Source organism: Paenibacillus lacisoli (assembly GCF_030580655.1).
Classification (GTDB): domain Bacteria; phylum Bacillota; class Bacilli; order Paenibacillales; family Paenibacillaceae; genus Paenibacillus; species Paenibacillus lacisoli.
Genome location: NZ_JAUQTB010000002.1, coordinates 333778 through 347668, shown reverse-complemented (window position 1 = coordinate 347668; position 13891 = coordinate 333778). Strand labels below are relative to the sequence as shown.

Here is a 13891-nt window from a genome sequence, read left to right as displayed (position 1 = left end):
GAAGACCTGCCTGAAGGCGGGTCTTCTGGATCTATATCAACGAACGTCTGAATTTACAGAACGTTCAGGTCAACCTGGATGTTACCGCGGGTTGCGCGGGAATATGGACAAGCCTGATGAGCACCTTCAACAAGTTTAACTGCTGTCTCATGATCGACGCCTTTAACAAGAACATCCATAGACACGCCGATGCCGAACCCGCCGTCTTCCACTTTGCCAAAATGAACGGTGGCAGTTACTTCGGTTCCTTCATGTTTGATGCGCTGCATACGGGCCACCATGTTCAGGGCACTGTCAAAACATGCGGAGTAACCGGCTGCGAACAGCTGCTCGGGATTCGTACCTGCGCCGCCTGCGCCGCCCATTTCTTTAGGAGTACTGATTTCAAGACGCATCTCAGGGTTTGCGGATTCGATATAACCGTTACGTCCACCTACCGCTTTTACCGTTGTCTCATACATTTTCTGTTGAATTGTCATCATATGAATTACCACCTTTTAATTTATGTTTTTATAAATTGTATTTTACACAATTTAATTTAACATTAATTAATTTGAATGTAAAGGGTATTTGCATTTTTTTAATCATTTATTGTGTTAAAGCCCCGCAAAAGCAGCAAAACCACCGCCATAACGTTAAAATCCTGTATTTCTATATTGTTTCAAAATTATATTGTGATAAAATACGATAGAAAGCGAGGATACCAACATGACAAACTCTGAAATATATCCATCTTTGAAGCTGGAGAACCAGCTTTGCTTTACCATATATGCTTGCTCAAGAGAGATAACCAAAATGTATCAGCCTTATCTGGAGCAGCTTGGTTTGACTTATTCCCAATATCTCGTCATGCTTGTGCTGTGGGAGAGAAAAGTTTGCACGGTAAAGGAGCTTGGGGAAGCCCTTTTTCTGGACTCGGGTACACTGACTCCGCTGCTCAAGCGTCTGCAATCGGCAGGTCTCATTAACCGGGAGCGTTCCTCCCAGGATGAACGTAAGGTTATGATCTCACTGACCGATCAGGGGAAGGGACTGCAGCAAAATGCAGTATGTATCCCTCAGGCGCTTCAGGACGAAACCTCCATATCCAAGCAGGATTTTCAGCAGCTGCTAGGACAGTTTAATGATCTGCTTCAGCTGGTGCATGAGCGCAATACATCTTCTGCCAAAGCATAAGAAATATGCTGACCGGCCAACAAACCATCCATTCAATATGAAGGGTGGTTTTTTACATTTTTATCCAAATATTCGCGATCCGGGATGATATCAATATCAAAAAGCTGTGTATTACTGCCATTTTTATTAAGGAAAGCGTTTTAAAAACATGTTACAATGATGTGGGTTTAATAAAGAGCAAGTCTATTTCCTGAGGAGAACCCGCCTTGTTGCAGTCATGTTGATAGGAGGATTCAAGAATGAATATCCATGAATATCAAGGAAAAGAAGTTTTGAAGCAGTATGGGGTGGCCGTTCCGAACGGAAAGGTTGCTTACACGGTGGATGAAGCGGTTGCAGCAGCCGAATCGCTCGGAACTGCGGTTACCGTCGTCAAAGCCCAGATTCATGCTGGTGGACGCGGCAAGGCCGGTGGGGTTAAAGTAGCCAAAAATTTGGACGAAGTACGTAGCTATGCTTCCGAAATTTTGGGCAAGGTGCTTGTTACCCATCAGACAGGCCCGGAAGGCAAGGAAGTTAAACGCCTGTTGATTGAGGAAGGCTGCGATATTCTCAAAGAATATTACATTGGGCTCGTTGTGGACCGCGGTACAGGCCGCGTTGTTCTGATGGCGTCCGAAGAGGGCGGCACGGAGATCGAAGAGGTAGCGGCAGCCACTCCGGAGAAAATCTTCAAAGAAGTCATCGATCCGGCTATCGGCCTGCAGGTATTCCAAGCCCGTAAATTGGCTTACAGCATTAATATTCCTAATGAATTGGTAAATAAAGCCGTCCAGTTTATGCTCTCGTTGTATAACGCATTTATCGAGAAAGACTGCTCTATTGCAGAGATCAACCCGCTGGTCGTTACTGGAGACGGCAAGGTAATGGCGCTGGACGCCAAACTGAATTTTGATTCCAATGCGCTCTTCCGTCACAAGGACATTCTGGAACTTCGTGATCTGGATGAAGAAGACGAGAAGGAAATCGAAGCATCCAAGTTTGATCTCAGTTACATAGCGCTGGATGGCAACATCGGGTGCATGGTTAACGGAGCCGGACTGGCTATGGCAACAATGGATATCATCAAATATTATGGCGGCGACCCTGCCAACTTCCTGGACGTAGGGGGCGGTGCAACGACCGAGAAGGTCACAGAAGCGTTTAAGATTATTTTGTCGGACGAGAAGGTTGAAGGCATTTTCGTCAACATTTTCGGCGGCATCATGCGCTGTGACATTATTGCCAACGGTGTAGTAGAAGCAGCGAAACAGCTGGGGCTTACCCGCCCGCTGGTTGTGAGGCTGGAAGGAACAAATGTTGATCTTGGCAAGCAGATTCTGGCGGAATCCGGACTTAATATCACTGCAGCCGATTCCATGGCAGATGGTGCCCAGAAGATCGTTGCCCTGGTGAAATAACTTGGTGAACCTCAGCATTGACTAATGAATAGGGGATGTGAAGAACGTGAGTATTTTGGTTGATAAAAATACAAAGGTCATTACCCAGGGGATCACGGGCAAAACGGCTCTTTTCCATGCCAAAGGCGCATTGGATTACGGAACCCAAATGGTGGGCGGCACCTCGCCTGGTAAAGGCGGCACAACCGTAGATATTGCTTTGGAGAACGGAAGCACGGTTCAACTGCCTGTGTACAACACGGTTCAGGAAGCCAAAGAAGCGACCGGCGCAACCGCAAGTGTTATTTATGTACCGCCTGCATTCGCGGCAGATTCTATCCTGGAAGCTATAGATGCCGAGATGGAACTGGTTATCTGTATCACGGAAGGCATTCCGGTGCTTGATATGGTCAAAGTAGCCCGTTACCTGGAAGGCAAGCAGACTACACTGATCGGACCGAACTGTCCGGGCGTTATTACACCGGGTGAGTGCAAAATCGGCATCATGCCGGGTTACATTCATCTGCCTGGTCATGTCGGCGTCGTATCCCGCAGCGGAACGTTGACCTACGAAGCGGTTCATCAGCTGACCACACGCGGAATCGGTCAATCCTCTGCGGTTGGTATCGGCGGTGACCCGGTGAAGGGCTCTGAGTTTATTGATATCCTGAAACGCTTCAATGAGGATCCGCAAACGCATGCCGTGATTATGATTGGTGAGATCGGTGGAACGGCAGAGGAAGAAGCGGCTGAATGGATTCGTGACAACATGACGAAGCCGGTTGTAGGCTTTATCGGTGGTGTGACTGCGCCTCCAGGCAAACGTATGGGACATGCCGGCGCCATTATTTCTGGCGGTAAAGGAACGGCCAAGGAGAAAATGGCAAAACTTGAAGAGTGCGGTATTAAAGTTGCGCCGACGCCATCTGAAATGGGCTCTACGCTGGTGAGTGTGCTGGAAGAACGCGGTATTCTGAATTTGTGCACGACACACTAATCGGTCTTATATATACTATGAGTAAGGTAAGCAACCTTTTTGTTCCCGAACGGGAATGGAAAGGTTGCTTTTTTTGTGTACAGCGTGACAACCTGGAAGGCTGCACAATACATAGATAGCGAGTAAACGCTTGCATATTTTAAGAGTTTCCCACAAAATAGGAGGAAGGTGTCACCTTCCGTCCATGATGGAGGATCAGAGAATGGAAGAACGACTGGCATTGTTAGGACTGCATGAAATGGAAGGAATCGGCAAGAAGACGATACGCCGCTATCAGCAGGCGGGATACCGCTGGCAGGATTGCGCAGATCTTACGGCAGAGGAATGGATACGGCTCGGGCTTCCTGCCCATAAGGCCAGAGAGACAGCTTTGAAGTTGAACCATAATTGGATTGAAGAGCGTGCCAGTCTTCTCCAGCAAGGAGGCATTTCCTATGTCACCGCGCTTGATGATGATTATCCCTATTTAATGAAGGAAACGGTTGAGCCCCCTTGGGTGCTGTACCTCAAAGGAAAGGCAGAACTGCTGCACAGCTTATCTGTGGCTATGGTAGGGACAAGGGTTCCTACCGCTTACGGGCGCAAGGTAGGGGAGATGCTGGCGGAGGGATTGAGCAGAGCGGGCATCACCGTCGTCAGCGGAATGGCTAGAGGCATTGACAGTGTATGTCATCAGGCAGCTCTTGAGCATCATGGGCAGACTATCGCTGTGCTCGGAACCGGCTTGGACAGGATTTATCCTCCGGAACATACAGGTCTGTATCACCGGATTGCCGAAGAGGGTTTAATTGTGACCGAGTATCCGCTGGGCACGAAACCGCATCCGGGATTGTTTCCCCTGCGCAACCGTATTATTGCAGGGTTATCCAAAGGTACAGTCGTCGTTGAGGCAGATCTCCGCAGCGGCTCGCTGATTACAGCAGATGCTGCCTTGGAGAGCGGCCGTGATGTGTTTGCCGTGCCAGGCCCCATTACATCTCCCAAAAGCCAAGGTTGTCTCAACCTCATCAAGCAGGGAGCCAAAACGGTAACAAACATTGAGGATATCCTTGAAGAATATGTGGCATGGTTGCAAAATACGCCTGAATGTCATTACAATAGGAAACGTTCCCTTTCACAGGTTGAGAGTGGAAGAAACGAAGAAGGGCTGGGTTCAGAAGAAAGGAAGATCCATAATTTGCTTGAACAGGGCCCTTTGCTGCTCGATGAGCTGCTGGAGGCTACTGGATGGCATTTTGGACTTTTACATTCAGTTCTGTTATCTTTAATCATAAAAAAACAGATCGCTCAGCTTCCAGGAGCAAAATATGAACTTATCTAATGAAGCAATTCTGAGAATGAACTTCCAAATCAGGAGTTTATCTAATAGATGACGCAGTTAAAGACGGAGAGGAGGAAGAACCTATGGCGGATACTCTGGTTATTGTCGAATCACCCTCCAAGGCGAAGACAATAGGCAAGTACTTGGGCAGCAAATTTATCGTAAAAGCCTCGATGGGTCACATTCGTGATCTGCCCAAGAGTCAAATTGGGGTTGAAGTGGAAAACGAATTCAATCCAAAATATATTACGATCCGCGGTAAGGGTTCTGTCCTGAAAGAACTTAAAGATGCGAGCAAGAAGGTGAAAAAAATCTATCTTGCGGCTGACCCGGACCGTGAAGGGGAAGCGATTGCGTGGCATTTGGCCCACGCTCTGGATCTCGACCCCAACACCGAAAGCTGCCGTGTGGTGTTCAACGAAATTACGAAGCAGGCCGTCAAGGATGCATTTAAGACACCGCGCAAAATCAATATGGATCTGGTCAATGCCCAGCAGGCACGCCGGATTCTGGACCGTTTGGTTGGTTACAAAATCAGTCCGCTGCTGTGGAAGAAGGTTAAAAAGGGGCTGTCCGCAGGCCGTGTTCAATCGGTCGCAGTCAAGATCATTCTGGACCGCGAGAACGAGATCAGCGAATTCAAGCCGGAAGAGTATTGGAGCATTACAGCTCGTCTAGGTATCAAGAATAGCCATTTTGAGGCTAAATTCCATAAGATTCATGGGGACAAGAAGGAGCTGTCCAGTGAGAACGATGTTCATGAAGTGCTGGCTGCTATTGAAGACAACTCCTTCGTGGTGAAGGAAGTCAAAGAAAAGGAACGTCTCCGGAATCCTTCCCCGCCTTTTACAACAAGCTCGCTCCAGCAGGAGGCCGCACGCAAGCTGAACTTTCGTGCTGCCAAGACCATGTCGGTGGCCCAGCAGCTGTATGAGGGCGTTGATCTTGGCAAAGAGGGCACCGTCGGTCTGATCACCTATATGCGTACCGACTCCACCCGGATTGCGGCTTCTGCACAGGAGGAAGCCAAAGAATTGATTCTGGAGAAGTATGGGAAAGAGTATGCGCCCGAGACTCCCCGTCAATATTCCAAAAAAGCAGCAAATGCTCAGGATGCTCACGAAGCCATTCGTCCTACCTCTGCTCTGAGGGATCCGGACTCGGTGAAAGCTTTCATGAGCCGGGATCAGTTCAGACTATACAAGCTGATATGGGAACGCTTTATGGCAAGCCAGATGTCATCAGCCATAATGGATACGCTGTCGGTCGACATTGCTTCAGGTCCGGCTATTTTCCGTGCAGCGGGGTCCAAAGTGCGTTTTGCAGGCTTTATGAAGGTCTATGTGGAAGGAAACGATGACGGTACAACTGAAGAAGATAAGCTGTTGCCGCCGCTGCAGCCGGGGGATACGCTGACGAAAGAAGATATCGAACCCAAGCAGCACTTCACACAGCCTCCGCCTCGTTACACAGAGGCCCGTCTGGTCAAAACGCTCGAGGAACTGGGGATCGGCCGCCCAAGTACCTTTGCGCCTACGCTGGAAACGATCCAGAAGCGCGGTTACGTGGCGATTGAAGAGAAGAAATTTATGCCTACGGAGCTCGGAGAACTGGTTATCGAGCAGATGGAACAATTTTTCCCGGAGATCCTGAATGTGGAGTTTACCGCCAATATGGAGGAAGACCTGGACCATGTTGAGGAAGGTACAGAGGACTGGGTTAAGGTACTGAATGATTTCTATTCCTCCTTCGAGAAGCGCCTGGAGGTTGCTGAAGAGGAAATGAAGGAAATTGAGATTGAAGATGAAGTTTCGGATGAGGTATGCGAGAAGTGCGGAAAACCGATGGTCTACAAGCTGGGACGCTTTGGTAAATTCCTGGCCTGCTCCGGCTTCCCAGACTGCCGCAATACGAAGCCGATCATTAAGGATACAGGCGTAACCTGCCCCAAATGTAAAGAAGGACATGTGGTGGAACGCCGCAGCAAAAAAGGCAGAGTGTTCTACGGCTGTGACCGTTATCCAGAATGTGATTATGTATCCTGGGATAAACCGTCACCGAAGCCGTGTCCGAACTGCAGTTCATTGATGGTCGAAAAACGGACCAAACAGGGCACTAAACTGCAGTGTACATCCTGTGATCACACAGAAATGCTGGAGGATCAGGACGACGCTCTGGATACAGCAGGAGAATAAGTACTGGAGGAATTAACCTTGACACAAGAAATACAGAAGGTCACCGTAATTGGTGCCGGCTTGGCCGGCACCGAAGCTGCCTGGCAAATCGCCAGCCGCGGTGTGCCTGTGAAATTATATGAAATGCGGCCGGTTGTCAAAACGCCGGCTCACCATACGGATAAATTTGCGGAGCTTGTATGCAGTAACTCGCTTCGCGCCAACGGTTTGACCAATGCTGTCGGTGTGTTGAAGGAAGAGATGCGAATGCTGAATTCGCTGGTGCTGTCTTCTGCCGATAAGCATGCGGTACCTGCAGGCGGCGCACTGGCCGTAGACCGGGATGGGTTCTCCGGTGAGATCACCAGCACGCTGCATAACCATCCGCTTATTGAGGTGGTGAATGAAGAGATCCAGGAGATTCCGCAGGACGGCATTGTTGTGATAGCAACCGGCCCGCTTACATCCCCTGCATTATCGGCGCAGATTAAAGAATTAATGGGTGAGGAGTATTTTTATTTCTATGATGCGGCAGCACCGATTGTAGAGAAGGACTCCATTGACATGAGCAAAGTGTATCTTGCTTCCCGTTATGACAAAGGCGAAGCGGCTTATTTGAACTGTCCAATGAATGAAGAAGAATTTAATACCTTCTACGATGCGCTGATTTCTGCTGAAGTTGCCCAGCTCAAAGATTTCGAGAAGGAAATTTATTTTGAGGGCTGCATGCCGATCGAGGTCATGATGAAGCGAGGCAAGCAGACGGCCTTATTCGGGCCGATGAAACCGGTCGGATTAGTAAATCCTCATACTGGCGAACTGCCTTATGCGGTTGTTCAGCTTCGCCAGGATAATGCAGCGGGTACACTATACAATCTCGTAGGTTTCCAGACACATCTGAAGTGGGGAGAACAGAAAAGGGTATTCTCGCTGATTCCTGGGCTGGAGAACGCGGAGTTCGTACGTTTTGGTGTTATGCACCGCAATACGTTTATTAACTCACCGAAGCTGCTTCAGCCGACCTACCAGTTCAAAGGCCGCGAAAACCTGTTTTTTGCCGGTCAGATGACAGGGGTTGAAGGTTATGTAGAATCTGCCGCCTCCGGCCTCATTGCAGGCATTAATGCGGCGAGAGCGGCATTGGGAGAGGAACTGCTGGTTTTCCCTGAAGATTGTACGCTGGGCAGCATGGCCCACTATATTACTACAGCCGATTTCAAGCATTTTCAGCCGATGAACGCGAACTTCGGGCTTCTTCCGAAGCTTGCTCAGAAAATTCGCAACAAAAAGGAAAAAAATGAGGCATTGGCACAGCGGGCATTGGACAATCTGCGGGGCTACATTACGGATAAAGATGTCATGCAGGTGGAAGCCAAGTCATAACGTGGTAGGGATGAGGAGGAATGGTCATGGATATGAGTTTTCATGCGACAACGATCTGTGCTGTCCGTCACAATGGTAAGGCAGCGATCGCCGGTGACGGTCAGGTAACCTTCGGTAACAGCGTAGTGATGAAGAATACCGCCAAGAAGGTAAGAAGACTGTACCGTGGACAAGTGGTTGCAGGCTTTGCCGGTTCCGTTGCGGATGCGATTACCCTGTTCGAGAAATTCGAAGGCAAGCTGGAGGAGCATCACGGAAACCTGCAGCGTGCTGCGGTGGAGCTGGCAAAGGATTGGCGCCAGGATCGTGTACTGCGTAAGCTCGAGGCCCTGATGATCGTTATGGACAAATCCGGGATGCTGCTGATTTCGGGCGGCGGTGAAATCATTGAACCTGACGACGATGTCCTTGCGATCGGTTCCGGGGGGAATTTTGCCCTGGCGGCTGGACGTGCTCTCAAACGTCATGCTTCCGGTCTGGAAGCTGGCGACATGGCTCGTGAAGCGCTACAGGTTGCTTCTGAAATCTGCGTGTATACAAACAGTAATATTGTGGTCGAAGAACTGTAATCTTGTATTCCATGATGGGTGGAGGGAATAAGATGAGTGAGCAAGCATTAACGCCCAGACAAATCGTCCTGGAGCTGGATAAATACATCATTGGTCAAAAGCAGGCCAAAAAGTCAGTCGCTGTTGCACTTCGTAATCGTTATCGCCGCAGCCGGCTTCCGGAGGACATGCGGGATGAGATCGTTCCCAAAAATATTTTGATGATTGGACCGACGGGGGTCGGCAAAACAGAGATTGCACGTCGTCTGGCTAAATTGGTAGGTGCTCCTTTTATCAAGCTGGAAGCTACTAAATTTACCGAAGTCGGTTATGTCGGCCGTGATGTGGAGTCGATGATCCGCGACCTGATCGAGACCGCCATTCGTATGGTGAAGCTGGAACGTACAGAGAAGGTTCGTGACCGTGCAGAGGAACTGGCGAATGAGCGCATTGTGAATCTGCTTGTTCCCTCGGCAGCCAAAACTAAAAATCAACGCAATCCATTTGAGATGATCTTTGGTAATAATAATGCTGCTCAGGCCGAAGAAGAGCCGCAGCCGGATCCGGGACTGTCCGAGAAACGACGTAAAGCCAAATTTGATCTGCTTGCAGGGAACCTGGAGAATGAGGTCATTGAAATTGACGTAGAAGATACGACACCGACAATGATGGACATGTTCGCGGGTCAGGGCAATGATCAAATGGGGATGAACATGCAGGAGATGTTCGGTAACCTGCTTCCCAAGCGAACCAAAAAGAGAAAGCTCCCTGTTCGTGAAGCCCGCAAGGTGCTGATTCAAGAGGAAGCAACGAAACTGATCGACATGGATGATGTTATTCAGGAATCCGTCAGCCGTGCAGAGCAGTCAGGGATCATTTTCATTGATGAAATTGATAAGATTGCTACTCAAGGCAAAGGCTCGGGTCCGGATGTATCCAGAGAAGGCGTTCAGAGGGACATTCTGCCGATTGTGGAAGGCTCAACAGTAATGACCAAGTATGGACCGGTCAAAACGGATTATATTTTGTTCATTGCCGCAGGCGCTTTTCATGTGAGCAAGCCTTCAGATCTGATTCCGGAGCTTCAGGGACGGTTTCCCATCCGGGTGGAGCTCAGCAGTTTGACCTTGGACGACTTTGTCTCCATATTGACTGAGCCTAAGAATGCGTTGACCAAACAGTACACAGAGCTGCTTCGGACTGAGGATATCGAGATTGAGTTCTCGGAAGATGCAATCCGTGAGATTGCAAGTATAGCAGAGACGGTAAACAAGAACACAGAGAACATCGGAGCAAGACGACTTCATACAATTCTTGAGAAGCTGCTTGAGGATTTGTCATTTGAAGCGCCTGAGCTTACCCTGGATCGTATGATCGTTACACCTGAATATGTACGTGAGAAACTGGGCGATATTGCCCAAGATCGTGATCTAAGTCAATATATCCTATAGGGTGATCAAGAGAGTCTGCGGAAGCAGACTCTTTTTTTGTTTCCTGATTTTTTTGCTGAAGGGAATTATTGGAGAAAACCGAGGGTATATCTGATTTTTAATCCTTATATTGTAAAAAAATATTCATAAATGTTCATAATTGTGCAATTATATGGATATAGAATAGAGTCGTATTTTCTTGAATCTTTTCCTTTCAAGATGTCATTATGTCGCCTTATGGAAGACATTCCGTTCTAAATGTCGCTTTTCACAAGAATACAGAAGTAAAACGAGTAAAAAAGTTGCATGTTCATTCACCATAAGTTATAATCTCGCATTTACATTTGTGCAAGCTGCATAGGACTGATATATGAAACTATAAGTTAAAAATGGATTAAAATGGACAAAAAGCCCAGTTTTATTGGAAAGATAGGGCTTTTTTCTCATTGTAATTAGGTCCCAAACCGAAGAAACTTAGGATATACGACATCGAAGGACTAATTTCTACTTAAGTACCTTTATCCGTCAGAGATCGCCTTTGATTTTGTCGAAAAAAGTGGATAGTTGTGACGCGTTTCCTAATTACCTGGGGCATGTTGGAATGAAAGGAGGTTGAAACGGGATGAATCTACTGAATGATATGAGTTTCCAGAGATTGCAGGCAGGGCTGCAGGCAGCAAACATTCGGCAGCGGACCATCGCCAACAATGTGGCGAATGTTGACACACCTTACTATAAGAGCAGCAGCGTTTCTTTTGAAGATATGCTGCAGCAGCAGATGGATGATAGTAACATGCGGACGCTGCGGGGAGTGACCACGGATCCCAGACATTTTGCCATCGGGCCAAACAGTTCTATACCGGATCCAGTCATTACAACAGATCAGTCAACAGCCATGAATAACAACATGAATAACGTCGACGTTGACAAGGAAATGAGCAATCTTGCACAAAACCAGCTTCGTTACAATGCTTACATACAGCAGGTGAACGAACAAATCAAAATGATGAAAGTCGCAGTCGGAGGGAACTAGAATAAATGAAAATTAACAACAGTTTTGACATCAGTTCTTCGGCCCTTACGGCACAGCGGCTTCGGATGGACGTCATCTCAAGCAACATCGCTAATGCCGAGACGACTCGGGCCAGCGTAGTGAATGGACAAGCGGTACCTTATCGCAGAAAAATGGTTGTCCTTGAGCCGAATCAGCCCTCCTTTGCACAGGTTTTGCAGGCTCAGTCATCGGGACAGGGGCTTGCGGGTGAGGGCGTTAAGGTAAGTCAGATTAAAGAGGATGTTTCACCGTTGAAGCCTGTCTATAACCCTTCGCATCCGGATGCTGATAAAAATGGATATGTGTATATGCCCAATGTAGATATCACCAAAGAAATGGTCGATATGATCTCGGCATCAAGATCTTATGAAGCTAACGTAACCGCTCTGAACGCTTCCAAAGCGATGGTAACGAAAGCTCTAGAAATTGGACGTTAAACCCAGGAAGTTAAGAGTTGGAAAAGCGACGTAATATTCATACGGAGGGAAATACATGATTCAAAATACCATGCTGAACCTGCCAACAGTGCAGCCGCTGCAGCTCCAAACGACAGAAGCAGCAAAAACCTCAACACCGTCGGAGTCTATGAAACAATTCGGCGCTTACCTCGAAGATGCTTTACAGCAAGTCTCCCAGCAAGAGCAAGCCTCACATACAATGAATAACAAATTTATGGCAGGACAAGTCGATGTCGACCAAGTAATGATTACTTCTGAACAAGCTTTGCTAAGTTTACAGCTGACCTCACAAATCCGAAATAAAGCAGTAGAAGCTTATCAGGAAATCATGCGTACACAAATTTGATAGATCCAGCACAGTTTCGGATGGGGTGACAGAGTGAATGAGAGAATAGCCCAATACAGGGATAGATTCACCCAGTATTGGAACAATTTCAGCAAAAAACAGAAAATATTATTAGCTTCAACCTTTGCATTTCTAATTATTGCCATTGTTGTCCTGACGATGCAATTCTCGAAAACGGAATACGAAGTTGCTTTTAGGGACTTGAATTCCAATGACGCCGCAGGGGTTATCAGCTATCTGGATTCGTCAGGTGTTCCATATAAATTAAGTGCAGATGGTACCCAAATATCCATTCCCAGCGCAGATGCTGCCAAAGTCAAGGTGGATGTAGGTTCGCAGGGATTGATTCAAAAGGGAACCATGGGCATGGAAGAAGCTTTCTCACAATCTTCATCGGCGATCGGGATGACCGAGCATGAATTTGATGTGAAATACAATTCCGCGATGAACGGTGAGGTAGAAAGCCTGCTTGAGCGTATGGATGGTGTGAAGAGCGCGAAGGTGCTCATTAATCTACCCAAAGAGAACATCTTTGCAGGCCTGGAAGAGCAGGATAAAGCTTCGGCTTCTGTGCAAATGGAATTTCAGCCGGGATTCCGGCCAAGTCAAAGCTCCATTGATGGCTACTTTAATCTCGTAAAAACAGCAGTACCCAATCTGCCCATTGAGAATATCACCATTACTAATAATGAAGCGGATCTCACGCCAACAGCTCGTGGAGGTTCAGGTGGTCTCTCTTCTGATGTGCAGGAAAACATGGCACTGCAAAAGAAATTTGAAGCAGAAGTGAAAGCCAATGTAAAACAGTTTCTATCCCAGTTCATGGGAGATGGAAAAGTAGATGTGCTTGTGGCCTCCAAGCTGAACTTCGATAAAGTGACTCAAAACCAGAAACTCGTAACTCCAGTGGATACGGAAAATATGAAAGGAATTGAGATCAGCGTTCAGCAGATTCAGGAGAGTTATACAGGCGGAAGCAGTCAAACCGGAGGGGTTGCTGGTACAGGTCAACAAGAGGTACCAGGCTATCCAGGAACAGATACATCTGGGACTTCGTCTTCCGAGAAAAACTCTAGCACGATTAACTACGAGGTAAACCATATTACCAAGGACATCATTTCAAGTCCGTATACTGTAAAGGATTTAACCATAAATGTTGCTGTTGAACCACCTTCCGGGCAAAAAACTTTGGATGCAAATACGACCAAAGCAATTCAGACTATTCTGGTAAACATCGTTCGCGCATCTCTTGCAGATTCGGGTGTTACCTATACAGACGCTGATCTGGACAAGAAAGTTTCGGTTTTAGGCCAGCCTTTCGAAACAGCAGATACTTCCAGTACGGGTATTCAGCTGAACAGTCCGCTGGTATGGGGCATTGGAGCGGGTGTTGCTGCATTGCTCGCTGGTGTCATTTTCCTGATTGTCAGACGCCGCCGCCAGCAGCGCGAAGAGTTGGAAGAAACAGAGGAGCTGCCGCTGCCGGCAGCCGCAGAATTCCCGTCCATTACATTGGATAGTGTGACGAATGAAAGTCAGGTCCGCAAACAGCTCGAAAGTCTGGCGAAGAAAAAACCGGATGATTTCGTCAATCTGCTGCGTACATGGCTCGCTGACGAATAAGA

Annotated in this window: 13 protein-coding genes; 12 read left to right on the top strand and 1 reads right to left on the bottom strand. The window is 47.8% G+C overall.

The genetic code is table 11. The features are described from left to right. Positions 1 to 53: 53 nt before the first annotated feature. Entirely contained in the window at positions 54 to 482 is a 429-nt protein-coding gene (locus Q5741_RS05410; RefSeq protein ID WP_305023044.1) for an organic hydroperoxide resistance protein, read from the bottom strand. Positions 483 to 708: 226 nt separating this feature from the next. Here Q5741_RS05410 and Q5741_RS05405 point away from each other — a divergent pair, with 226 nt between their 5' ends. From Q5741_RS05405 to fliF, 12 genes are all read left to right on the top strand, one after another. Continuing rightward, positions 709 to 1176: a MarR family winged helix-turn-helix transcriptional regulator gene (locus Q5741_RS05405; RefSeq protein ID WP_305023043.1), complete on the top strand. Its 468-nt coding sequence runs from the start codon at positions 709 to 711 to the stop codon at positions 1174 to 1176. A gap of 239 nt (positions 1177 to 1415) precedes the next feature. Continuing rightward, on the top strand, positions 1416 to 2576 hold the full coding sequence (gene sucC / locus Q5741_RS05400; protein WP_305023042.1) for an ADP-forming succinate--CoA ligase subunit beta: 1161 nt from the start codon (positions 1416 to 1418) through the stop codon (positions 2574 to 2576). A gap of 46 nt (positions 2577 to 2622) precedes the next feature. Then, on the top strand, positions 2623 to 3552 hold the full coding sequence (gene sucD, locus Q5741_RS05395; protein WP_305023041.1) for a succinate--CoA ligase subunit alpha: 930 nt from the start codon (positions 2623 to 2625) through the stop codon (positions 3550 to 3552). Between the two features lie 202 nt (positions 3553 to 3754). Then, complete coding sequence (gene dprA / locus Q5741_RS05390; protein ID WP_305023040.1) at positions 3755 to 4873, top strand: DNA-processing protein DprA; 1119 nt, start codon at positions 3755 to 3757, stop codon at positions 4871 to 4873. Positions 4874 to 4956: 83 nt separating this feature from the next. Further along, positions 4957 to 7068, top strand: coding sequence for a type I DNA topoisomerase (gene topA, locus Q5741_RS05385; RefSeq protein ID WP_305023039.1), 2112 nt, complete (start codon positions 4957 to 4959; stop codon positions 7066 to 7068). An 18-nt stretch (positions 7069 to 7086) separates the two neighbouring features. After that, positions 7087 to 8430: an FADH(2)-oxidizing methylenetetrahydrofolate--tRNA-(uracil(54)-C(5))-methyltransferase TrmFO gene (gene trmFO / locus Q5741_RS05380; RefSeq protein WP_305023038.1), complete on the top strand. Its 1344-nt coding sequence runs from the start codon at positions 7087 to 7089 to the stop codon at positions 8428 to 8430. A gap of 26 nt (positions 8431 to 8456) precedes the next feature. Further along, on the top strand, positions 8457 to 8999 hold the full coding sequence (gene hslV / locus Q5741_RS05375; protein ID WP_305023037.1) for an ATP-dependent protease subunit HslV: 543 nt from the start codon (positions 8457 to 8459) through the stop codon (positions 8997 to 8999). 32 nt (positions 9000 to 9031) lie between these two features. Beyond that, positions 9032 to 10429, top strand: coding sequence for an ATP-dependent protease ATPase subunit HslU (gene hslU, locus Q5741_RS05370; RefSeq protein WP_305023036.1), 1398 nt, complete (start codon positions 9032 to 9034; stop codon positions 10427 to 10429). 601 nt (positions 10430 to 11030) lie between these two features. Then, complete coding sequence (gene flgB, locus Q5741_RS05365) at positions 11031 to 11441, top strand: flagellar basal body rod protein FlgB (RefSeq protein WP_305023035.1); 411 nt, start codon at positions 11031 to 11033, stop codon at positions 11439 to 11441. Positions 11442 to 11446: 5 nt separating this feature from the next. Further along, positions 11447 to 11899, top strand: coding sequence for a flagellar basal body rod protein FlgC (gene flgC, locus Q5741_RS05360; RefSeq protein ID WP_305023034.1), 453 nt, complete (start codon positions 11447 to 11449; stop codon positions 11897 to 11899). A gap of 55 nt (positions 11900 to 11954) precedes the next feature. Continuing rightward, on the top strand, positions 11955 to 12266 hold the full coding sequence (fliE, locus tag Q5741_RS05355) for a flagellar hook-basal body complex protein FliE (RefSeq protein ID WP_305023033.1): 312 nt from the start codon (positions 11955 to 11957) through the stop codon (positions 12264 to 12266). Between the two features lie 33 nt (positions 12267 to 12299). Next, positions 12300 to 13889: a flagellar basal-body MS-ring/collar protein FliF gene (fliF, locus tag Q5741_RS05350; RefSeq protein ID WP_305023032.1), complete on the top strand. Its 1590-nt coding sequence runs from the start codon at positions 12300 to 12302 to the stop codon at positions 13887 to 13889. Positions 13890 to 13891 lie beyond the last annotated feature (2 nt).

Coding starts and splice junctions, on each gene's coding strand:
- flgC (WP_305023034.1), top strand. CDS start 11,447: ATGAAAATTAACAACAGTTTTGACATCAGTTCTTCGGCCCTTACGGCA.
- topA (WP_305023039.1), top strand. CDS start 4,957: ATGGCGGATACTCTGGTTATTGTCGAATCACCCTCCAAGGCGAAGACA.
- hslV (WP_305023037.1), top strand. CDS start 8,457: ATGGATATGAGTTTTCATGCGACAACGATCTGTGCTGTCCGTCACAAT.
- hslU (WP_305023036.1), top strand. CDS start 9,032: ATGAGTGAGCAAGCATTAACGCCCAGACAAATCGTCCTGGAGCTGGAT.
- Q5741_RS05405 (WP_305023043.1), top strand. CDS start 709: ATGACAAACTCTGAAATATATCCATCTTTGAAGCTGGAGAACCAGCTT.
- sucC (WP_305023042.1), top strand. CDS start 1,416: ATGAATATCCATGAATATCAAGGAAAAGAAGTTTTGAAGCAGTATGGG.
- Q5741_RS05410 (WP_305023044.1), bottom strand. CDS start 482: ATGATGACAATTCAACAGAAAATGTATGAGACAACGGTAAAAGCGGTA.
- flgB (WP_305023035.1), top strand. CDS start 11,031: ATGAATCTACTGAATGATATGAGTTTCCAGAGATTGCAGGCAGGGCTG.
- fliE (WP_305023033.1), top strand. CDS start 11,955: ATGATTCAAAATACCATGCTGAACCTGCCAACAGTGCAGCCGCTGCAG.
- dprA (WP_305023040.1), top strand. CDS start 3,755: ATGGAAGAACGACTGGCATTGTTAGGACTGCATGAAATGGAAGGAATC.